We start from the raw sequence: 22,484 nt of genomic DNA, 5'->3' as shown, positions 1-22,484 counted from the left end.
TTGAGAGAAATGTTGTATGTCTGATATTACTTTTAATCCTGTTGATCATCCGCACCGTCGGTATAACCCGCTAACAGACCAATGGATTTTGGTTTCACCACACCGTGCCAAACGCCCTTGGAGTGGCCAAGATGAAAAGCCTGCCACTAAGGTACTGCCTAAATACGATGAACACTGCTTTTTGTGTCCAACCAACAAGCGCGTGTCTGGTGATGTAAACCCAGATTACCAAGGCACTTATGTGTTTAGTAACGATTTTGCCGCACTAAAAGAAGATACCCCTGAGGCTCCTGAGTCAACCAATCCGCTGTTTCGTACCCAAAGTGCACGTGGCTTAAGCCGAGTGATCTGTTTTTCTCCGGATCACAGCAAGACCTTGCCAGAACTACCAGTGCCAGCCATTCGCCAAGTGATTGATACTTGGAATGAACAGATTGAAGAGCTAGGTAAAGAGTACGTTTGGGTTCAAGTATTTGAAAACAAGGGCGAGACCATGGGATGCTCTCAACCTCACCCACACGGTCAAGTTTGGGCGAACAGCTTCTTGCCAAATGAAATTGAGCGTAAAGAGAAAAACCTCAAAGCCTACTTCGATCAACAAGGTTCTAACCTGCTGGTGGATTATGTGAATGCGGAACTGAAAGACGGTTCACGCACCGTAGTGGAAACCGAACACTGGTTGGCTGTGGTGCCTTATTGGGCCGCATGGCCTTTTGAAACCATGCTGTTACCTAAGACTCACGTGCGCCGTATGAGTGAACTCACCGAAGCGCAACGTGATGATCTGGCTCTTGCGCTGAAAAAACTGACCAGTCGCTACGACAACCTATTCCAATGCTCATTCCCTTATTCCATGGGATGGCACTATGCGCCTTTCTTTGATGAAGGCACCAATATCGACCATTGGCAGCTGCATGCACTGTTTTATCCACCGCTACTGCGCAGCGCGACTGTGCGTAAATTTATGGTGGGCTACGAAATGTTGGCTGAATCACAACGTGATTTAACGGCAGAACAAGCGGCTGCGCGCCTTCGTGATGTCAGCGACATTCACTTTAAAGAACAATAAACCCTACAACCTTAGACTCAAGTGCCGTTTTGAGTCTTGATAAAAAGAGTAAATGACCATGTCTGAACCTATGCAAAATGTGAACAATTCTTTTGAACGTGTGTTTGCGTACCAACCTGATTGCCGTATTCAAGCACCTGGCCGCGTTAACCTAATTGGTGAACACACCGACTATAACGACGGTTTCGTTCTACCTTGTGCGATTAACTACCAAACGGTGGTGGCAGCGGCGAAACGTGATGACCGTATCGTGCGTGTTGTGGCATGTGATTACGAAGATGCACAAGATGAGTTTTCATTAGATGCGCCGATTGAGTTTATCGAAAACAAACTGTGGGCAAACTACATCCGTGGCGTAGTGAAGTTCTTGATTGAGCGCGGCTACAAATTTGACGGTGCTGATATCGCTGTTTCTGGTAACGTTCCTCAAGGTGCAGGTTTAAGTTCTTCAGCTGCTTTGGAAGTGGTGATTGGCCAAACATTCAAAGAGCTCTATAGCTTAAATATCACCCAAGCTGAAATTGCGTTGAATGGTCAGCAAGCGGAAAACCAATTTGTGGGTTGTAATTGCGGCATCATGGATCAACTGATTTCTGCGGAAGGACAAGCTAACCACGCGCTCTTGATCGATTGTCGTAGCCTAGAAACAACAGCGGTTTCTATGCCTGAAGATATGGCGGTTGTGATTATTAACTCCAACAAAAAACGTGGCTTAGTGGATAGTGAATACAACACTCGCCGCGCGCAATGTGAAGAAGCTGCGCGTATCTTCGGCGTAAAAGCACTACGCGACGTTAGCATCGAGCAGTTTGTGATGAAACAAAATGAACTCGACCCTATGGTTGCTAAACGTGCGCGTCACGTGATCACCGAAAATGACCGTACTGAAGAGGCAGCAAAAGCCTTAGCTTCTGGTGATATGAAGCGTATGGCTGAGCTGATGGAACAATCTCATATTTCAATGCGTGATGATTTCGAAATCACGGTTAAAGAGATTGATACCCTAGTGGATATCGTCAAAGAGGTTGTGGGTGCTCAAGGTGGCGTGCGTATGACCGGCGGCGGTTTCGGTGGTTGTGTGGTTGCTCTTGTGCCACCTGCATTGGTCAGTGATGTTAAAGGAGCAATTGCGGCTCAATATCAAGCGAAGACCGGTCTTAAAGAGACTATCTATGTTTGTTATGCGACAGATGGTGCAGGTCTTGTTGCTTAACTAATTGATCTAATTCCAATAAAATACCAATGAAAGCTGATCCAACTGGGTCAGCTTTTTTATTGGTTCGTCCTGTTTATTAGGTGACGAATTTGATGTGGCGCGGTAATGTGGTGGTGGACTTTAGCCTAATCACACATAGAAAGTGCTTATCTGATTTGCTAAAGCAAGCCGCTGTGTAGCAAGCGCAGCAGAAGACCATATCTTTTTAAAATAAGGGATTAACATGTTTAGCCATATTATGTTGGGCTCAGATGACATAGAGCAGTCAAAGCGTTTTTACGACGCGATTATGCAAGAGTTAGGTTACCCAGCAGGCGTTATTGATGCCAAAGGACGTATTGCTTACAGCGGTAATGGTGGACGCTTTATGATCACTAAACCCATCAATGGTGAAAAGGCCACTTATGGTAATGGCATGACCATCGGTTTTGCTGCTACATCAGAAGAGCAAGTGAATGCTTGGCATGCTGCGGGTGTTGCTAATGGCGGCACAACCTGTGAAAACCCACCAGGATTGCGTGTTGCAGGTACTCGTCAGTTATATCTGGCTTATTTGCGCGATCCGTTTGGCAACAAACTTTGCGCAGCGTATGTGTTGTCTGCCTAGATAACGATATTTCGCTGTTAAGAGCATCGTGACGGGAAGATCCTTTTCCCGCCACGATGTCGGCAGTTTAATCATGATTAAGCGCTTTTACGCACCATAATATCCAGAATTTGCACGTCGGTTTGGGTCATTGAACCATTTGCTAAGGCCGATAAATTGCGGATTGAAGTATCCACATCGTTCGCCACAATCCCTTCATTACCCGTCACAAACACGCCATCTAAAGCCATTAGTGAGGCTTTTACTGCCGCACCGGCAGAAGAAGAGACTTTCATCGCACAGCTGGTTTTCGCACCATCGCAAATAATCCCGGCAATATCGCCAATCATACTGCTGATGGTTTGGCCAATTTGAGTAAAGTTGCCGCCGAGCAGATACGTCATTCCCGCGGCTGCGCCCATCGAAGCAGTTGTTGCACCGCACAGTGCAGAGAGTTTGTGTTGATGACTTTTGATGTAAATCGCCATCAAGTTTGCCAGAACTAATGCACGTAAGGTCTCTTCTTCACTCGATTTGAGAAAATCGGCGGTGACCACGACCGGCATGGTTGCGGCAATACCTTGGTTACCTGAACCTGAGTTACTCATTGCCGGTTTCATGGCGCCATCCATGCGTGCATCGGATGCTGCAGATGTGCGAGCAAGAATGTCGGTTAATAGTCCGCCAGACAGTAATCCGCGCTCTACGTTACGAGCAAAAGTGGCACCGATTCTCAGGCCATATTGACCCGATAAACCTTCTTGAGATAAGGCATCGTTGAGCACTTTGGCTTGTTCGATAAAGCGAATGTCATCTAACGGTACATGCAGAGCAAATTCGTAAACGTCTTGTGCCGTCAGTGAGGTGAATGGGTTAGTGGACACTTCTTCAGTGTCACTGTGTTGTACCAGCGCTTGGCGATAGGTGGTGATACCATTTTCTTCAATAGCAACGATTTGGGTATGGCTGTCTGCAATGGTCACAGCAACGCTATTTTCACCGTCAGAGAGGACCACTTTGGCATAGAGAATGTTGGAAACGCTAGCAACCTGAACGCGAACCACACCTTGATCCAACATTGCTTTAGCCGCGCTAACATCGTCAGGGGTGATCTCTTTTAGAACTTCTAAACCTGCTTCACAATCACCAGCTAAGGCGCCAACGGCGGCGGCGATCGGCAAACCGACCATGCCCGTACCGGGAACCCCAACACCCATACCATTTTTCATTAGGTTAGGAGAGACAAACACATCGATAAAGCGTGGGGTATTTGGCAACAATGTGCGTGCTTTCGCCGCTGCCAAAGCGACAGAAACTGGCTCAGTGCAACCTAATGCTGGAACCACTTCTTTTTTTAATACGGAGAGTAAACTTTCCCATGCTTGCGTTTTCATCGATTGTCCTTTTTCACCACCTTTGGTTAGGCTAAAACTATACCGAGCTGCCATGAGAAATGTTTTGCTTTGTTTCCTTACAAATGCAAAATATTTGGTAATTTTTTCTATAATATTTCATTTAACTAGAAAATATTTTTATTTAGCCGCGCGAGCTATCTTTTGCACTGTTTTTAGTGAGGAAAACTAGGCTTTGCCTATTGGTCGAGTCATTGGGCAAGAAATTGCTTGTTAGGTAAGATCTTGCTTAGTGAATAAAGTTAACTCATTGAAATGTATTGATGTTGTTTTCGGTGTACATATTGCATATTACTAAGCATAAAAAATAGAAAGCGATGTTGTCAGTGCCGATGTGAAGGTACTCGATGAGGATAGTTTTCTCTTTTAACGATAAAGACTAGGTTTAAGGAGTTTCTATGGCTGGTGCAGCAAGAGTAGGTGATGTAGATACAGGGCACGGATGTTTTCCACCGACGGCTATTACTGCGGGGAGCGGTAGCGTATTTATTGATGGTATTGCCGCTGCGCGAGTTGGGGACCCATTACAGATGCACACTTGTCCTTGTCCTAAAACGCCTCATGGTGCCCATGGTCGGGCGATTGCCGCTGGTTCAGGTACGGTAAAAATTGATGGTGTGGCTGCGGCGCGAATCGGTGATGCAGTGAACTGCGGCGGTACTATTGCAGCCGGTTCAGGGACCGTTATTATCGGCTAATGGCTAATGGCTAATGGCTAATGGCTAATGCGATAGGGCTATTGAAACTGTGTCGTAAGCAATAAAAAAACACCGCTTTTTCGCGGTGTTTTTTTATTGGCAGTTTATTCAGCCATTGTTTAGACCAAGGCTTTTACTGAATCACGTTTCACCATCGTTGGTGAGTAGCGAGTCGAGATGTCTGGATTAATCGGTTCATCTCTTGATAGTTGTAATGCCAATAACGCCGCTTTCTCTGCCATCATACTGATCGGGTAGCGCACTGTAGTTAATCTTGGTTTCATATATCGAGCAATTAAGCCATCATCGAAGCCGACAATCGATATTTGATCGGGAATCGCGATGCCATTTTCATCTAGGATCGATAGTGCACCCGCGGCCATATAATCGTTATAGCCGACGACACCGGTAATCGGAATAGACTTGGTCAGCAAGTTGGTCATTGCTGCTTCGCCCCCTTCCAAACTTGGCGCTCCATAATCGATGTAATCTTGCGAAAGCACGATACCGTTATCCGCTAACGCTGCTTTATAACCATCAATACGTTGATCGACGTCTTCGATAGGGTGATTGGAAGCAATACAGGCGATATGGCGGTGGCCGTTACGAATCAAAAATTCCGTCGCTAGGTAGGCTCCTTTGAAGTTATCTAAGGAGATACAACGGTGAGCTATTTCAGGAATATGGCGATTAATCAGTACCATACCTTTGGCTTCTTTCGCAAATTCAATCAATTCTGCATCGCTTAATGCTTTAGAGTGGATAACCAAAGCATCACAACGGTTGTTGATCAACAGTTCGATCGCTTGGCGTTCGCCCTCTTCATTGTGGTAACCATTACCGATTAACACATGTTTACCATTCTGATGCGCCACCATGTCGACGGATTTGACTAAGGTGCCGAAAAAAGGGTCGGACACATCAGAGACCAAAACCCCCATTGTTTCAGTACTTTGGTTAACCAACGCGCGTGCTGCCGCATTGGGACGATAGCCTAGTTCACTCATGGCTTTGGTGACGGCCTCGATTGAAGAAGCACTGGCTTTGGGTGATTTATTGATCACGCGCGATACGGTAGCGACTGAAACGCCAGCCGCTTTCGCGACATCTTTGATGGTGGCCATAACACCTAACTCGATAATTCGTAATTAACTAGAATTAAACACTTTTCAACGAATTAAGGCAAATTTGAGTGGGCATTTTATGCGTCAGATCGATGAGAAATAGGCCAATCTTTGAGATTGTTCATGATGTGCTGATATACAGTGTGTTAATTGCTATTTTGCTTATCCATTTTTCAGTGCAAAACAGGTAAACTATCGCCGCATAAAAAGGGTGGATTTGACCAATCAGTCAGAATGAGCCTGATTATCTTCGGGATAAAACAGAGGGCGGAAACTCGTTCGTATAGTGATTAATAAATTAGCTATACCTTATGATGGGTTTGTGCACCGGATGTTACTAAGCTGTGGCTTTAATATCCTTTAGATAGGTTCGTTCGTCATATCAGACCGTTTTCTAATATCACATTGCTATAAGCACCTAATTGCTCAATATTTAATTATGTCAGACGTCATTAGGTCGGAGGCAACATGGAAGAGCATGAGAAAATTTTCGCAACTTTTGATTACACCAGTTTTTTAGGTGCCTCGTGCACTAAGAAATGGACCTTTGCCGATGTGCTTGGTTCGCTGTATCCGCTCTCGGGTGCAATGTTAAAACATGTGCCAAACAACCAAAAAGGTCCTGAAGAGCGTTTATGGGATATTGCTCTAGATCGTCTTTCTAGTCGCCGGAGTGATGAGTCAAATCTGATCAATTTATTTCGTCTTGCTCGCCAAGAGGGGATTGATGAAATCAAACTGATCATGCCATACGCTTTAGAAGCTCAGCAGATAGAAGTGATTGAGCAAAAAGGGAAAGTGCGCATTCATTCATCAGCCAGTGATGAATTTATGGTGGAAGTGTCTAGCCAATTAGAATCGGCTGAATAGCACTGCCAGTTATATGCTCAGCAGAGTGTAAGATTGCGGCAAAAAGAAACGGGGCATGTTGCCCCGTTTTGCTATTTATAGCTAAGCTCGCCTGAGATTAATGGGCGATCAAACCGTATTCTTTATCCAAGATATCGATGATTTCTTGTTTAGGGTTCGTACTTAGTTCTACTGGTTTGCCAATGATTTTTTCGGCAATACCTAGGTAAGTACGAGAAATGTCCATCAGTGAATCCAGTGGTAGCGCATTATCACGAGCTAACGCTTCACGTTCTGGCATACGTTCTTTGTTCAGTAGAATGTCGGGATCTGGGAAGTAGTTAAGCAAGAACTGGCGGAAGCCTTCTTTTGAGTTTTCCACGATCTTACCGTTACGGTATTCTGCTTCATCCCAAATACGAGAAGAGTCTGGAGTGCCCACTTCGTCCATGTAGATCAGTTTTTCAACGCCTTTGGCATCAGAAACGTAACCAAATTCAAATTTGGTGTCGACGAAGATTTGACCAATTGCCGCGAGAGCATCACTGATTACATTGAAACCTTGTTGTAGTAGGGTTTCGTATAAATCGATATCCGCTGCTTTGCTAAAGTTGAACGCGGCAAAGTTGTTTTCCAAATCTTGGCGAGTGATGTTCACATCATCCGCTTCAGGAACGCCCGGGATACCGCGCAAAATCCCTTTTGTTGATGGAGTCATCAGCAGGTTTGGTAGGCGAGAATCTTTTTCCAATCCTTCAGGAAGTTGAATACCACAGAATTCACGTTCGCCTTTCGTGTAAGCACGCCACATTGAACCGGTAATGTATTGACGACAAATCGCTTCCACTTTGACTGGTTTCGCCTTTTGCACAATCCAAACAAATGGGTGTGGAATATCAAGGATGTGGCTGTCAGCCAAACCATTTTGTTTAAACAGATCAAACCAATGATTAGAGATAGCATTTAATGCTGCGCCTTTACCTGGGACACCGTTCAGTCCACCTTCTGCATGCCACACACAGTCAAACGCAGAAATACGGTCACTGATCACCATGATTGCAAGCGGTGCATCTGGTGCTACATCATATCCTTTTTCTTGGATTAGACGGCGGCTATCTTCTTCAGTTAGCCAGTAGACGGAACGAACTTTACCGCTATGAACGGGTTGGTGTGTACGAATTGGGAGGTCGTCGTTGACGGCAAGGACTTGATCTGCAAGGCTCATTTAGACATTCCTATCTTATTTCAAACGTCGTTGAGAAGAGATATCAAACAGGAGAGATATCGTTTACTGCGTGCATGATACCAGAACTTTTCTTGGCTACCAGAGAAAAAGCAAACGTTTGCCTAATTAATAATATTTTTTACTGTTTTGATGAGTTAGCGCAGTTTTTAGCGGGGAAATAAACCCGGAACACCAATGGACAGCATAAGGTTTCCGGGTAAACGCTCCTACGACAACACGAGATACATATCAACGTGGTCTACAGCAAGGTAGGAGACAAAATAAGGCAGAGAGAGTAGCAACTGTGAATTTAGTGAAGAGCGCTACTGTGTGAATCAACGAAAAAGACTTCGCACTGAAATTGTTTGCCAAGCTGAATTAACCGAGATTGGTCCGCTTTCGCAATGCCTTTCGATACAATCACGGCACTAGCGTTGCCGCTTTGAATGGCTTGGATTGCAATCGATAGTTCATCTCGGGATTGAGAGGGTTTCATGTGAATGACTTTTTCACATTGAATGCGATAAGCAGAAAGTTCATTAACGCGAGGGCGACGGCATTGGGCAGTAAACAGAATCCATTGCTGCTGCTGAGATAAGCGTTCTAAACGCGACATCATGTCGAGGTTGCTATGGGCATTGGCAAAAGAAGATGAAACAAAATGCTCTTGTGCCAGTGAGGGTAGAGAACGATTTAAATGAATCATGATACTGTCCTTTCATACATGCTGTATGTCTATACAGTATATCTATACAGGTAACTGATCAAGTGTTTCTTTGTGCGCTATTTGCACAATTAGCGATGTCTTGAACAGAGCTTGATCTCTAATATATTGAAATTAATAATAAATAAATGTGATGCGCCTGACGTATATCTGGTCGTAGAACTGTGTGGATTGTGATTTATCGCACGTTTTTTGTTCATGCTTATACAGTGGTTGCGTCTGTTTACCTGTATATCAGACAGTGGAATTAGGGCATTTGATGGATAGGGGAGCGCTCTAGATTAGGATAAAGAGCATGGGTGTAGAAAACAAAAAAGCGCCAGTCATTGGCGCTTAGTGCTGCTAGAGGTGTACTTATAATGATGGAGCTGAAGGTGAGTTTTTTACTTGCTGACGAAATGCCAATTCTTCCAAATTGTATTGGCGAACATCTAAACGAGCATGCTCGTTGCAGGCTTCACAGGCGTAAAATGCTTTACCATCAAAGTATTCGTGTTTAGTCAGTTGACCCGGGCGTTTACACCAATCACATACCCGTTGTTTGAGTAACATCTTTTCTCTCCCACCTTCTATTCTAAGGCGCTAATAATTATGTATATTATTTCATAAACCACGACAGTGACCAAAGGCTTTATTCGCGATTGAGACAGAAATCGATTGCTTAAAGAGTCGCTCTATTATGTGACGTTTTAATTGAAAAGCACTTCTTCCAAAGGGCTATTTTGCAAGACTATTTTTTGCGTTGTGCCATTACCAGTTTCACTGCACCATTTAAGCGTTTCATCTCTTCCTCTGTGCCTTTCATATCGGGATGGTAGATCTTCGATAACTGTTTATAGCGCAGTTTGATGGCTTTCTCATCGGGAATCTGGGCGGGATTAAACCCCAATAATGCACAGGCCAGAGCTAAATTTTGTGCCGCAGCATTTGGCGCTGGTGGTGGAGGTGGCGCGCTGGCTTGCATTTTCTTGGTTAACAATGCCGTCAGTTTTTGTTTATCGCCCTGTAAACGTTGCACTTCATGAAATAGGGTTTCTAATTGCTGTTTCTGTTTTTTTAGCTGCTTTTGTTGCTCATTGGCCTGATGTTGCTGCGCGTGTTTCTCGTCGCGTGCATGCTGCTCTTTTTGTTGGTTACGACGTCGCCAAAGGTTGGCACTCCAAACGAGAGCAAATAATAAAATCAGTAAACACACCAAAAGTAAGTAATCACTTGCAACGGAACCATCGCCATTATTACCACTCTCATTGTTAGACATCTGTTGACTGTTATTGTTTGTGGCTGAGCTTGGGTTGGCATCGGGAATGGCTTGTTCGAGCTGCTTGATAGAGGCAACCTGTCTGGCCCGTTGCTGGTTAAATTGATCTTCCAATATTTGGGTGTATTTCGCCTCCGCCTGCGGGTCTTTTTCACTGGCGATGTGATACCAAAGCTGGGCTAAATCTTGGGCATCGATACGCTGCGCCCCTAATTTTTGGTAATAATCTGCCAATGTGGTTTGTGCAGCTGTTTGGCCAAGTAGGGCCAATTTGGTGAGCCAGAAAACAGCTTGTTGCGGGTTTTTGTCGGTTCCAAGACCATATAAATAGGCTTCAGCGACTTGTTCCATCGCCTTACTGTGACCTTGTTGCGCGGCCTTTTCAAACCAATAAAAGGCATCAGGTAAACTGCGTGTGGTGTTTTGCCCCTGTTGATACTCCAAGCCAAGCGCATATTGTGCTTGCACACTGTTAGCTTGCGCTTGAGTGATTAAGGCGGAGAGATCTGCGCTGGTGGCTAAAGGTGTCCAAAACAGAATTAACAATAAAAACAATCGCAACACAGTATGAAATCCATCATAAGAAACAGGTTTAAGAGCAAAAGCGATAAACCGGGGAATAGGATATTGAGATTGCACCTAAAGACAGAACCTCAAATGAGGTTAGTATCGTTGGCTAGGGTACAGAACAAAGAATAGAGGGAAATGGTGTGGATTACCACACCACTTAGGCACCGAATGGTACTAACTTGCTAATTACTTGAGCATTTTAGGTGCTTGTGCACCTTGGATCGGACGGCTAACGGAGACGCGACGACCTTTTTTTAGACCCACTTCATAATCTTCAGTGAGGTTTTTAATGGCCTCGCGCATCTGCTGTTTGAACGTTTCGCGATCGATGTTTTGAAACTCTTTATCGATATAGCTATTGATCTTGTTCGCAGACTCTTCATCCGGCGTGATTTCGGGCAATTTTTCCAGCGCGCCCTCAATCCAACCTGACACAAAGGAATTCACTCTGCGCGTGACTTCGAGCGATGATGTGCCAGAGCCAGAAAAGCTATTGCGGAACTGACCTGTTTGCTCGTTCATTTCTCGATAAATGATATCGAAGGCGAAGGCGGCGAAAATCGCGCGGTCGGCTTCACCGATAAATTCGACGCGTTTTAAACCTTTGTGATTGAGCAACACTGCCTCAACACCAAATTTGGTATTGATACCGCGGATCACACGTAAAATGCTAGAACCAATATTGGAGGGGAGCAGATGGGTAGATTGCGTTTTCCCCATTTTGATGAACTCGATATCGTCTTTGTCGAGACCGTATTTCATCATTAGACGGTGTGCCATTTTAATGGCATTCGCCGCTTCGTTTACGTTAGCTGAATTACCCAATTCAAGACATTTAGCAATTTTCTTGAGCGCTTTTTGTTTATCTATAGGCATGCGAAAAAACGATTTATGGCGTTTGGAAAAGTCCGCTATTTTAGCGTTTTTCGGTTTAAATAGAAAGGGAAGAGGCTATCTCTATCGCGAGATAGCCTAAGAAAAGTGAGCTAGATGCCAAGTGAGTCGAGCAAATCGTCGTTTGAATCATCGTGTGCAGGTGCGTTAGATGAATTACCTTCAGACATGCGTTTGCGTGTTGCTTCAAGGATTGCATCTGGACTTTCGTCTTCACGGATCTCGAAATCTTCTAGCTGAATGAACTCTGTTTTGTCCATTGCCAATTCAAGGTAGAAGATATTGTTGTTTTGTGTTGAGAAAGTCACACGACGCGCTTGAGGGCGGTCAAGGTTAGTATCAACAGACAAGTTTACTTGTTTGTTAAGAGACAACATCTTAGGTTGGTTTTGGGTGATGTTGGTTTGCAATTCTTTGCGTACTTTATTGGTAAAATCGCCGACCAATTGGTTCATGAGTTCCCCGAGCACGTCACCCACTTCGTCTGATGTATGCAATACCGCTAGCTCATCTTCAGGAATGCCCATATTACGCATATAACTGGAATAAAGCTCAAGTGCTGCTTTGGCGGTGAAGTTTATTACGACCAGACCGGAGAATCCGCCATCGAACAGAACGAAACAACCGAAATCGGGTTTCAGTGAGGTTTTGGTGATTTTCTGTACCATGGCTGAATAGGTGATGCTTTCACCTGTTGCTGAGCTGAGCACAGTCGAAACTGACTGACACAATTTCAACAAAATGTCTTCGGTAGTGATGGTCTTGTTTTTACTCATTATTTTAATCCGTCAAAAAATAGCTGTTATGAGAAACGAAATAGACAACGTAGTTAGAGCGTAAATTTTCGCTTCAATTCATTCTGTCATTCAGATTCTGTTTTGAACACCTTTTTAAATGTTGTAAAGTGACCAAACTCAAAGATTAATTTATAAATTAACCCATCACCCACGGCTGATTGGATCAGCGATGTAGGGGCAGGAAGCACATGTTACCAAGACTTCACCACCAATCTGATATTGACCCGGTCGTGCTCACGTATTTGCACGAACTGGAAGCTGCCGGCTTTACTGGTGACATCGAGACTCAATATTCAAGTCGATTCTCGGTTGCCACTGATAATAGTGTATATCAACAACTTCCTCAGGCTGTGATTCATCCGCGAACCACCGAGGACGTCTCCTTAATAGGAAAGATTAGTTCAAAACCGAACTTTTCGGCGATCACTTTTTCGCCTCGTGGGGGCGGTACGGGAACAAATGGACAATCCCTAACGAAAGGTATTGTCGTCGATTTGTCCCGACATATGAACAAAGTTCTTGAAATAAATGAAGAAGAGGGCTGGGTTCGTGTTCAGGCTGGCGTGATTAAAGACCAGTTAAACGATGCGATTCGTCCTTACGGCTATTTTTTCTCCCCAGAACTTTCCACCAGTAACCGCGCTACGTTAGGCGGGATGATCAATACCGATGCCTCTGGCCAAGGTTCATTGAAATACGGCAAAACCTCCGATCACGTCCTCTCTTTACAAGCCGTATTTGTGGATGGTTCGATGTTAGAAACCGATCTTTCTAATGGTCATCCTACGGAAGGTTATGCTGCCGTCGCCTTTGAGGTGACTGAACGAGTATGCCGTGATAAACGTGAACAAATCGTTGCTAAGTTCCCGCCATTAAACCGCTTTTTAACCGGTTATGACCTGAAAAATGCGATTAATGAAGAGCATAACCAGTTCGATATCACTCGAGTATTGTGTGGTGCGGAAGGCTCACTGGCCTTTATTACGGAAGCTAAACTGAACTTAACCCGTATTCCAAAAGCACGTACGCTGGTTAACATCAAATACGATAGTTTTGATTCTGCACTGCGTAATGCGCCGCTGATGGTACAAGCGAATGCACTCTCTGTGGAAACGGTCGACTCTAAAGTGCTTAACTTAGCTAAGCAGGATATTGTTTGGCACAGTGTGAAAGAGTTGATTACCGATGTCCCTGGCAAAGAGATGCAGGGAATCAACATTGTTGAGTTCGCTGATCAAGACCAAGCGCAAGTGGATGATTTAGTGCGTAAGTTGGTAGCATCTTTGGATGAAACACTGGCTAAGGGCGAAGCGGGTATTATCGGCTATCAAGTGTGTGACGATTTGCCAAGCATCAACCGTATTTACGGTATGCGTAAGAAAGCGGTGGGTCTTCTTGGTGCTGCCAAAGGTCGAGCTAAGCCGATTCCTTTTACGGAAGATACCTGTGTGCCGCCGGAGCATCTAGCAGATTACATTGTTGAGTTTCGTGCGTTGCTCGATTCTAAAGGCCTTGCCTACGGGATGTTTGGTCACGTGGATGCCGGGGTTTTGCACGTACGTCCTGCGCTGGATATGTGTGACCCAGAGCAAGAGCGCATGATGCTCGAAATCTCTGATGAAGTGGTCAAGCTGGTCGCTAAATATGGCGGCTTGATGTGGGGCGAACACGGTAAAGGTTACCGCTCTGAATACAGCCCAGCCTTTTTTGGTGAAGAGCTCTATAAAGAGTTGCGCCGTGTGAAAGCTGCGTTTGACCCAAGCAACAAAATGAACCCAGGTAAGATTTGTACACCACTCGATTCTGATGCGGAACTGGTGAAAGTAGCGAGTGTCACTCGTGGTCATTATGATCGCCAAATCGATGTTCAAGTACGCGATAGTTTCAAACAAGCGATGGAGTGTAACGGTAACGGCTTATGCTTCAACTACGACACCGCATCGCCGATGTGTCCTTCGATGAAGGTGTTGGCTGATCGTCGTCATTCGCCGAAAGGTCGTGCAGGCTTGGTGCGTGAATGGTTACGGCAACTGACCGAACAAGGGGTAGACATCCTGAGTTTGGAACAAGAAACTTATCAGCGTAATTCATCGATCAAAGGTTTAATTGATCGCGTGCGCAACCGGATCAATCAACGTCATGAGTACGATTTCTCTCACGAAGTCTACGAGGCGATGAATGGCTGTTTGGCGTGTAAAGCGTGTGCTAGTCAATGTCCAATTAAGGTTGATGTACCAAGTTTCCGTTCTCGTTTCCTCAATATTTACCACACTCGTTATCAGCGTCCGATGAAAGATTACTTGGTGGCGAATATTGAAACCATGCTGCCACTGATGGCGCGCGTGCCTAAAGTGGTCAATACCATGCTTGAGCAAGGTTGGGTGAAAAACATAACCGCGTCAACGGTCGGGTACGTGGACGCACCGCTGCTCTCGGTTCCCACATTAGCCAAACGGATTCGCCGTCATCCTATCGCTAATTTTGATCTGCAGCGTTTAGCCGCTTTGCCAGAACAAGAACGCGATAAGTACACCATCATAGTGCAAGACCCCTTCACCAGTTACTACGAAGCGGATGTGGTAGAGGACTTTATCGCCCTGTTGGTGAAATTAGGCAAAAAACCAGTGTTATTGCCTTTCAAACCCAACGGTAAAGCACAGCACATTAAAGGGTTCTTGAAGCAGTTTAAATCGACCGCAGAGAGCACGAGTGAATTTCTAAACGAAGTCGCGCAACTCAACATTCCTTTAGTGGGCGTCGATCCTGCCATGGTATTGTGCTATCGCGATGAATACGCGGAATTGTTGGGTGAGCAACGCGGTGACTTTAAAGTGTTAATGGTACACGAATGGTTATTGCCACGATTGGAGCAGTTCACTGCTAAATCCGCGCAAGATAACGCTCCTTGGTATCTGTTTGCTCACTGTACTGAAAAAACCAAACTGCCGAATGCGGAAAAAGAGTGGGGCGCTATATTCACTCACTTTGGCGCTACGCTGCAGTCTGTACCTGTGGGCTGCTGTGGTATGGCAGGCACGTTTGGCCATGAAGTGGATAAGCTGCAGATGTCTAAGGATATCTTCGCACTGAGCTGGAAACCTAATCTAGATAAGCTGCCAAGTGAACGCTGCTTAATCTCAGGTTATAGCTGTCGTAGCCAAGTAAAACGGTTTGAGCATATTAAGCCAAAACATCCACTGCAGGCTCTATTGAGTTTGGTCTAACCTGACCCAATATTTGTTACCTCCAGGCAAAAGCTCGACTCAAGTCGAGCTTTTTATTGTCCTTTTTTAGGCTTAGGTATACTGTGTTTCGATTAGCATTCAGGGAGTTGTCTCATGCAAAGTCATCCACTAGAGCGAAAAATACCGCCGGTTGTGTTGTTTGTCTTGGCTCTCATTGCCCAATATTTTTCGCAGCAATGGTTCGAAAGTTTAACCGTATTTTGGCCTTATCCGCTGGTAGGGTATGGGATCTGCCTGCTGTTTTCACTGGGGTTTGGCTTAGGTGGGGTGTGGGCATTTTATGTGGCAAAAACCACGGTTGACCCCATCCGATTAGAAAAAACATCTACCATGGTGACCCATGGGGTGTTTCGATTTAGCCGTAACCCAATGTATTTGGGGTTATCGTTGCTGCTACTGGGTATCGCTTACTATTTGCAAAATGTGGCAGCATTAGTGGTGGTTTGGTTATTCGTGCTTTATCTACAGCGATTTCAAATTGAGCCGGAAGAGCGCTTTTTAACTCAACACTTTGGCGATGTTTACCGCCGCTATCAAGCTGAAGTAAGACGCTGGTTATAATAAAAGCAAGACAAACACAAAGAACAAAAAAGCCCAATCAATGATTGGGCTTTCTCTTTAAATCTTTAAGGTGACGACGATTACGCGACCGCAGAGCAGTGCTCAGCAAGAAATGCGTTTTTACGTTCGTTAAAGCGGGTCACAAGGTCGTCGATATCTTCTTGGCTATAAGGTTTCAAACCACTAGCAACCATGCGTTTCACGCCTTTACCAATCACGATTCCATCTTCTTTAAATGCGAAGTTCAACGTAACTACCCCACGTTTGCCATCAACATCAAATGTTGCGCCAGCAAATTCTACTTCTGGATGAGTTAGGTCAAGACGGTCGAATTCCACTTCCATGCTTTCGTAGATCACGAGAGGACGTTGGCAGTTAATCATCATCTGTTTCTCTTCCATTAGAGGAACCATGATGTGAGGGAAGTTCATGCCAGAGAAGCGCACGTAGTTTGTCACTACATGTTCGATAAAATCGGCGTTATGGCTAGTTTCGCCAGAACGTTTCAAATGCAAATATTCTTTGCCCGCAGCGTCAACAACAGCACTTTCTTCATCGTTACGATTATCGATGTGTAAAAGAACACCATCGCTCACCATTCCAGAGAAGTCAAAACGCATTTTTTGGCTGATGCCTTCTTGTTGAAGCAGAACCGCGAACAACAAATCACCAGGAACACAGAAACGCTTGCTGTCTTCGTCATGAATTGGGTTGTAGTCACCAGCCACTTTTTTAGCAAAATGGCTCGCTTGTTGGCGAGTGAACTGGATTTGAGCATCGTGAGATGAAAAATAAGGAGTTAGAAACATAATATACGCTACGTCATCGAAACCGTGACGCATTATACCCGACAAATTGCCATAAATGGTCTATCCAGTGAAAGAAATCCTCAGATCTCTAAGAAATAATACAGCTAGGTTAATGCATGGTTAATACTGAGTGGCGAATATGTGTTATTTCATCCTCATTAAGGTTATGTACGACGCTATCCATTTCTATTATGTATATTCAATAACTGCCTGAATCTCGCTTCATGATACAGTTTTAATTTAACAACCTGTTTTAGAACAATTTTTTGTATAAATAGCATGCAGCAGTCAGCAAAAATGGCTGTGCCAAGTGTCTAAAAGCCGATGACGAATCTTTTACCGTAGGATTTGAATTCATAATCACTCGGGGAGAGTGGTTGTTTCGTGTACGATTTGATCGGCAATAGCAAGTAGCGAGTTCGATCAAAATTGAATCCATGAGTGACGTTGTCACATTAAAGCAAACAGGATGAATGTTGATTGTCGGTAGTGCTGTTATTGTCAAAGTGCGATAGCGATGCAGCGGTTAATCCTTGATTGCCTATTACTACGTAGAATGAGTACGTAGCATAAGTCGTGGAACAAATTCGCGTCGAGCTCATTAACCCGATATAGTGTCGCAGAAATTTAATCGCCATCACGATACTGATATGACCAAACACATTACTTTTTTTGAACGTTTCACCACGGATATTTTGGCTGGCAAGAAAGTCATCACGATTCGTGACGAGAGCGAAAAGGATTATCAAACGGGCGACATCGTAACCGTCGCGACATTTGAAGAGAACCGCTATTTTTGTACCATCGAAATTGAGTCAGTTAACCCAGTAAAATTTGCTGAGTTAACTGAATTCCATGCTCAGCAGGAAAATATGACGCTGCCAGAATTAAAGGCAGTGATTCACGATATTTACCCAGGTATCGAAGCGCTTTATGTGTTGACCTTTCATCTGGTCAACGAAGGGTAAAAACGCACCAATAAAAAAGCCAACCGCGGGGTTGGCTTTTTAGTATTAGTCACGCTTCCATAGCATGTGACAGAATTTCTGATCTGGGTCGCGGCTTAGAAGCAGGCGAGCAAAGACATCGTCAAGCACGTCGTTTTCTTCGTTAACCAGTCCAATACGGACTTCCGCGCAAATTTCTTGGTCGATTTCAAAACCGACATGGTCAACCCAATCATCACCAATTTCGACGACTTCTGCCGCGCCACGATCTTCGAACTGGGCTGTGAACAGAATAACGTCTGCAGGCTCAAGGTTGTCCGGTGCCATCTCCAAGAAGATGTCATAGGCAGTTTCGATAATATCGTCGTAAGAAATTAAATCAGTCATTCGTCTCTTATGCTCGGCTCATGAATTTACGTTCTGCAGTGTTGATCACTACGCGTTCACCTGAAGCGATGTACTCAGGAACTTGAACAACTAGACCAGTTGCGAAACGTGCAGGTTTAGTACGTGCAGAAGCTGAAGCGCCTTTCATTGAAGGGTCAGTTTCTTCAATTACCATCTCAACAGATGCTGGAAGTTCTAGTGCAACCGCTTTGCCGTCAACAAGAACAACTTGCATGCCTTTGATTTCATCTGTGATGAACAGAAGTTCGTCTTCAAGGTCAGCTGTTTTGAAAGTAAATTGTGAGTAGTCTTCATTATCCATGAAGATTTGGTCATCACCATCAACGTAAGAGAATGATACAGAACGTTTGTTCATCTCAACGGTATCTAGGAAATCGTCAGATTTGTAACGTTCGTCAACGCGAGCACCCGTTGTTAGGTCAGTACAACGCAGTTTGTAGATTTTAGAACCGCCGCGACCGCCTGGAGTGGTTACTTCGATATCTTTAATTAGTAGAGTCTTACCGCTAGAAATAATAGCTAGACCTTTTTTTAATTCACTTGCCTTTGGCATGGAAAGATTCCTTCATACATAAAGTGGCAGCATTATAGCGAAGGTCGCGAGGGAAAAAAATATTTGTGTGCATAACATTGCTAGTCTGTTGTTAAATGGCGCATTCTTAAACGGTTATTACGGGTTAAAACTGAGCAAGATGTTACGTTTGAGTGAAAATTTGCGCATTTGCACTGACCTGCACCGAATTCTGACTGCTGAATGACCTAAAGCGTGGGACAAATATTGATTGATCTGCTTTGATAGGGGAACATAACGCTGTTTCCCTTCGCACTATCAACAGGAGCGCGACCTTTTTATGCCATTGCGTGTGTTATCGACTGAAAAGCCCCTTCAAACCCAATATGCCGCCCCAGTAGGTGAGCTGGTAAAATTTTTTCGCGCTGGTTTGGGGAGCAACTTACATAGCATTTATCTCTATGGCAGTGTAGCTCGTCGTCAGGCAAAACCGGGCGTTTCTAACGTTGATATCATTTTGGTGACCCATCAGCCTTTTGAAGAGAGCAAAGCGACCTTGGTCAATACGATTCGGTATCGTTTTCAACGTACTTATCCTTTTATTACCGATGTGAATGTAAAAACCGCTTTGGCAAAAGAAGTGGCCTCTCTTGATAGCCTTTTTTCGTGGGGATTTTTGCTGCGTCACTGCAGTATTTGCGTTTATGGTGATGATTTACGGGAATGTTTTGGTGATTACGAACCCAGCTGGGAAATTGCTAAGTATTGGAACATGGATGTTGGTTATCGAGTTGCTTACTACCGAGCTAAGATTGCCAAAACAAATCAAGCTGAAGAGCAGATTCGAGCGCAAATCGAAGTAAGCAAAAAGCTACTGCGCGCTGCTTATTCACTGGTGATGTATCGGGATAAGCATTGGTATGATGACCCTATCAAGTGTGGTGAAGAGTTTGTTCGTTACCACCCAGAAAAACAAGTTGAGGTTGAACGTCTCGGCATTTTGCTGAAAGGCAAATTGATTCCGAAACGTTCGGTCATCGGCCTGATTGATAGCTTTGGCCCGTGGTTAGCTAAGCAATACGAAAAGACCGAATTTCGTATCGGGTGAGGGGCTGATTAAAACAGCCCTAATTGAGGGGCATTCATTTGGTCAAATTGCAGACCAATGAAAGGGAGTATGGCATCAGCAACGGGGCGCAGCTGTTTGTCGATGTAGTGCTGATAATCGAGCGGGCTCTGGGTATATTCCCGTGGCTCGGGACCATTTACCGTAATCACATACTCAATAATGCCTTTATTTTGGTATTGCAGTGGTCGGCCCAAACGCTCATTGATTTCATCCGCCATCTTGGCGGCACGCACTTGCGGTGGAATGTTTTTTTGGTACTCATGCAAGCGGCGGCGTAGCCGTTTTTGATAGACCAAGTCGCTATCCAATTCCCCATTTTGTGTTTGTTCAACAATCTGACGAATGTATTCATCAGGACTTTCCCCATGAAAAACCATGCGATACAGCTCTTGCTGAAAACGTTGGGCGAGGGGAGTCCAGTCAGTACGAGCACTTTCTAAGCCTTTAAAAATAATGCGTTCAGCATCGCCTTCGCCAATTAATCCCGCATAGCGCTTTTTGGAACCCGTTTCTGCGCCACGAATGGTGGGCATAAGAAATTTGCGATAGTGAGTTTCGTATTCAATTTCTAAAATCGAGTTGAGACGATAGGTCTGAGCTAAATGCGCTTTCCACCATAGATTAATCTGTTCCACTAACTGATTGCCAATAAGATCGGCTTGAGCTTGCGTATGCTCTTTACCAAGCGATACGAAGGTTGAATCGGTATCGCCGTAGATCACTTGATAACCTTGCGCTTCAATCAACAGCTTGGTTTGTTTCATGATTTCATGCCCGCGCATGGTAATACTTGACGCTAAGCGAGTATCGAAAAAGCGACAACCAGACGAACCCAACACACCGTAAAAAGAGTTCATGATGATTTTGATCGCCTGTGAAAACGCTTTTTCTTTATTGCGCTTAGCTTGATCACGCGCTGCCCAAAGCTGTTCGATCATATGGGGTAAGAAATGGCGAGTACGGTGAAATTGACCGCCGCGAAAACCGGGCACGGCTTGGTCGTCTTGCGTGCCGATTTCCAATTTCAAACCTTCAATTAGCCCGAGTGGATCAATCAGGAAAGAGCGAATAATCGAAGGGTATAGGCTTTTAAAATCGAGGACTAACACCGAGTCATAAAGTCCAGGGATAGAATCCATAACATACCCCCCGGGACTGGCTAACCAGTTTTCCGAGTGCAGATTGGGGGCGATGTAGCCAGCACGATGCAATTGTGGCAGATAGAGATTGGTAAACGCTGCCACGGAGCCGCCGATGCGATCGAGCTCTAAGCCAGTTAAACGCGAGCGTTGAATGGCAAATTCAAGCAGATGGGTATGAGCAAAAATACGGTTCACCAGTACACAGTCTTGCAAATTGTACTTCGCCAATGATGGCTTATCGTGGCGATACATTTGGTTGATCTCATCCATGCGGTCATGAGCGTTGTGAATCGCTTTCCCTTCACCCAGCAGCTCTTGTGATACCGACTCGAGCGACCAAGAGCGGAAGTGGTAAGTGGCGGTTTTTAAGGTATCGATGCCATCGAGTACCACTCGACCGGGGATGGTGATAAATCCCTGTTGCGTCTGTTCGGCGCTACGAAAATAGCTGGCTTGTTTGCCTCGGCCCAACATCAATTTCATTTGATGCCATTGAGCCCGGCGATGCAGTAAACGAAAATCGAAATCGATGACGTTCCAGCCGATGATAATATCGGGGTCAAAGGTCTCAAACCAATCGACCATTGCTTGCAACAGGGCTTTTTCATCCGCTACCCATTGGATAGCTGTCTCAGCGCTTTGCGGCTCACTAATCATAATAACGCGGCTATCCATTGGGCTATCTAGTCCAATGGAGTACAGAATCCCTTTTTCTGAACACTCTAAATCTAATGAAACCACGTTGAGATTGGGCAAGTAGTCGCCCTTGCGACACTTGGCGTTGTCGACATAGGTATAGTGGTCGTATTGACGAATATCCCCAGTAAATTCAAGGCTTCCTTGAATAAAGCGTTCCATAAGATAGCGATCAGCCAGTTTGATATCGCCTTCTAACACCAAAATATCTGCTTCCAGCAGCAGTTTTTGGATTTGCGCAGAATGCTGCACAGTTGCACAGTAGACTGCTACTAATGGCTCTTGATCAAATGATTGTAGCTCAAGTGGGCGAAACTCGATGTAACCCGATGTTTGTCTTGTTAATTCTTGTGCTAGTTGTTGCTGTGTGACGGGAATAAAAAAAACCGGTTTTTCACCACGAATGATGAGTTGAGTTGGGCCTTGGGAGGTAGCAAGCCACAGCTCAATTTGCGTTTGGCCTTGTCGATCTCGAGCTTGGCGCGTAAGGAGAAATCCGGATTGAAGGGTCAAATGGTTATTCCGTTTTATAGCATAGTGGCACCGCTAACAGCGTCACCCAAAGAAGATAGGGCAAATCATAACAAATTATGATCATCAATGCCGGAGATAAT

Annotated in this window: 21 protein-coding genes; 9 read left to right on the top strand and 12 right to left on the bottom strand. The window is 44.8% G+C overall.

What is annotated here, in order from left to right; genetic code table 11:
- Positions 1–16: 16 nt before the first annotated feature.
- From OCV11_RS10580 to OCV11_RS10570, 3 genes are all read left to right on the top strand, one after another.
- Positions 17–1,069: a UDP-glucose--hexose-1-phosphate uridylyltransferase gene (locus OCV11_RS10580; RefSeq protein WP_261892820.1), complete on the top strand. Its 1,053-nt coding sequence runs from the start codon at positions 17–19 to the stop codon at positions 1,067–1,069.
- Between the two features lie 58 nt (positions 1,070–1,127).
- On the top strand, positions 1,128–2,282 hold the full coding sequence (gene galK / locus OCV11_RS10575) for a galactokinase (RefSeq protein WP_261892819.1): 1,155 nt from the start codon (positions 1,128–1,130) through the stop codon (positions 2,280–2,282).
- A gap of 226 nt (positions 2,283–2,508) precedes the next feature.
- Positions 2,509–2,892: a VOC family protein gene (locus tag OCV11_RS10570; protein ID WP_261892818.1), complete on the top strand. Its 384-nt coding sequence runs from the start codon at positions 2,509–2,511 to the stop codon at positions 2,890–2,892.
- Positions 2,893–2,969: 77 nt separating this feature from the next.
- Here the strand turns inward: OCV11_RS10570 and OCV11_RS10565 are convergent, their stop codons facing one another.
- Positions 2,970–4,265, bottom strand: a complete 1,296-nt coding sequence (locus OCV11_RS10565; RefSeq protein ID WP_261896277.1) for an L-cysteine desulfidase family protein — start codon at positions 4,263–4,265, stop codon at positions 2,970–2,972.
- 416 nt (positions 4,266–4,681) lie between these two features.
- Between OCV11_RS10565 and OCV11_RS10560 the strand changes: the two genes are divergently transcribed.
- Positions 4,682–4,981 carry a PAAR domain-containing protein gene (locus tag OCV11_RS10560; protein ID WP_261892817.1) on the top strand — a complete coding sequence of 100 codons (300 nt, stop codon included), beginning with the start codon at positions 4,682–4,684 and terminating at the stop codon, positions 4,979–4,981.
- Between the two features lie 119 nt (positions 4,982–5,100).
- Here OCV11_RS10560 and OCV11_RS10555 read toward each other — a convergent pair whose 3' ends face one another.
- Positions 5,101–6,105 (bottom strand): substrate-binding domain-containing protein, encoded by a 1,005-nt coding sequence (locus OCV11_RS10555; RefSeq protein WP_261892816.1) that lies wholly within the window; start codon positions 6,103–6,105, stop codon positions 5,101–5,103.
- A gap of 468 nt (positions 6,106–6,573) precedes the next feature.
- On the opposite strand from OCV11_RS10555, the gene OCV11_RS10550 reads away from it, so the two are divergent.
- The gene (locus OCV11_RS10550) at positions 6,574–6,975 is read left to right on the top strand and encodes a transporter (protein ID WP_261892815.1); all 402 of its coding nucleotides are present in this window, start codon (positions 6,574–6,576) and stop codon (positions 6,973–6,975) included.
- A 97-nt stretch (positions 6,976–7,072) separates the two neighbouring features.
- On the opposite strand, the gene OCV11_RS10545 is transcribed toward OCV11_RS10550, so the two are convergent.
- From OCV11_RS10545 to OCV11_RS10520, 6 genes are all read right to left on the bottom strand, one after another.
- A complete protein-coding gene (locus OCV11_RS10545; RefSeq protein WP_261892814.1) occupies positions 7,073–8,179 on the bottom strand; it encodes a phosphoribosylaminoimidazolesuccinocarboxamide synthase in 1,107 nt (368 codons plus the stop codon).
- A gap of 310 nt (positions 8,180–8,489) precedes the next feature.
- Positions 8,490–8,885 carry a hypothetical protein gene (locus tag OCV11_RS10540; RefSeq protein ID WP_261892813.1) on the bottom strand — a complete coding sequence of 132 codons (396 nt, stop codon included), beginning with the start codon at positions 8,883–8,885 and terminating at the stop codon, positions 8,490–8,492.
- Positions 8,886–9,257: 372 nt separating this feature from the next.
- Positions 9,258–9,455: a hypothetical protein gene (locus tag OCV11_RS10535; RefSeq protein WP_261892812.1), complete on the bottom strand. Its 198-nt coding sequence runs from the start codon at positions 9,453–9,455 to the stop codon at positions 9,258–9,260.
- Positions 9,456–9,633: 178 nt separating this feature from the next.
- Entirely contained in the window at positions 9,634–10,725 is a 1,092-nt protein-coding gene (locus tag OCV11_RS10530) for a J domain-containing protein (protein ID WP_261892811.1), read from the bottom strand.
- 192 nt (positions 10,726–10,917) lie between these two features.
- On the bottom strand, positions 10,918–11,601 hold the full coding sequence (locus OCV11_RS10525) for a DUF2786 domain-containing protein (RefSeq protein WP_261896275.1): 684 nt from the start codon (positions 11,599–11,601) through the stop codon (positions 10,918–10,920).
- Positions 11,602–11,717: 116 nt separating this feature from the next.
- On the bottom strand, positions 11,718–12,401 hold the full coding sequence (locus tag OCV11_RS10520) for a DUF3334 family protein (protein ID WP_261892810.1): 684 nt from the start codon (positions 12,399–12,401) through the stop codon (positions 11,718–11,720).
- Between the two features lie 209 nt (positions 12,402–12,610).
- Here OCV11_RS10520 and ydiJ point away from each other — a divergent pair, with 209 nt between their 5' ends.
- Together ydiJ and OCV11_RS10510 are read left to right on the top strand one after the other, a co-directional pair.
- Positions 12,611–15,646 (top strand): D-2-hydroxyglutarate dehydrogenase YdiJ, encoded by a 3,036-nt coding sequence (gene ydiJ / locus OCV11_RS10515; protein ID WP_261892809.1) that lies wholly within the window; start codon positions 12,611–12,613, stop codon positions 15,644–15,646.
- Positions 15,647–15,760: 114 nt separating this feature from the next.
- Complete coding sequence (locus OCV11_RS10510; RefSeq protein WP_261892808.1) at positions 15,761–16,228, top strand: methyltransferase family protein; 468 nt, start codon at positions 15,761–15,763, stop codon at positions 16,226–16,228.
- An 80-nt stretch (positions 16,229–16,308) separates the two neighbouring features.
- On the opposite strand, the gene OCV11_RS10505 is transcribed toward OCV11_RS10510, so the two are convergent.
- Positions 16,309–17,037 carry a DUF3581 domain-containing protein gene (locus tag OCV11_RS10505; RefSeq protein ID WP_261892807.1) on the bottom strand — a complete coding sequence of 243 codons (729 nt, stop codon included), beginning with the start codon at positions 17,035–17,037 and terminating at the stop codon, positions 16,309–16,311.
- Positions 17,038–17,687: 650 nt separating this feature from the next.
- Between OCV11_RS10505 and yqfB the strand changes: the two genes are divergently transcribed.
- Entirely contained in the window at positions 17,688–18,005 is a 318-nt protein-coding gene (gene yqfB / locus OCV11_RS10500) for a N(4)-acetylcytidine aminohydrolase (protein ID WP_261892806.1), read from the top strand.
- Positions 18,006–18,050: 45 nt separating this feature from the next.
- On the opposite strand, the gene OCV11_RS10495 is transcribed toward yqfB, so the two are convergent.
- Entirely contained in the window at positions 18,051–18,371 is a 321-nt protein-coding gene (locus OCV11_RS10495; RefSeq protein WP_261892805.1) for an HI1450 family dsDNA-mimic protein, read from the bottom strand.
- 7 nt (positions 18,372–18,378) lie between these two features.
- A complete protein-coding gene (gene yeiP / locus OCV11_RS10490; protein ID WP_261892804.1) occupies positions 18,379–18,945 on the bottom strand; it encodes an elongation factor P-like protein YeiP in 567 nt (188 codons plus the stop codon).
- A 298-nt stretch (positions 18,946–19,243) separates the two neighbouring features.
- On the opposite strand from yeiP, the gene OCV11_RS10485 reads away from it, so the two are divergent.
- Positions 19,244–20,011, top strand: a complete 768-nt coding sequence (locus OCV11_RS10485; protein ID WP_261892803.1) for a nucleotidyltransferase domain-containing protein — start codon at positions 19,244–19,246, stop codon at positions 20,009–20,011.
- Positions 20,012–20,019: 8 nt separating this feature from the next.
- Here the strand turns inward: OCV11_RS10485 and OCV11_RS10480 are convergent, their stop codons facing one another.
- Entirely contained in the window at positions 20,020–22,383 is a 2,364-nt protein-coding gene (locus OCV11_RS10480; protein ID WP_261892802.1) for a DNA polymerase II, read from the bottom strand.
- Positions 22,384–22,484: the final 101 nt, after the last annotated feature.

The sequence above is a fragment of the Vibrio porteresiae DSM 19223 genome, from assembly GCF_024347055.1.
GTDB classification, from domain to species: Bacteria; Pseudomonadota; Gammaproteobacteria; order Enterobacterales; family Vibrionaceae; genus Vibrio; species Vibrio porteresiae.
This window is presented reverse-complemented; position numbering and strand designations above follow the sequence as displayed.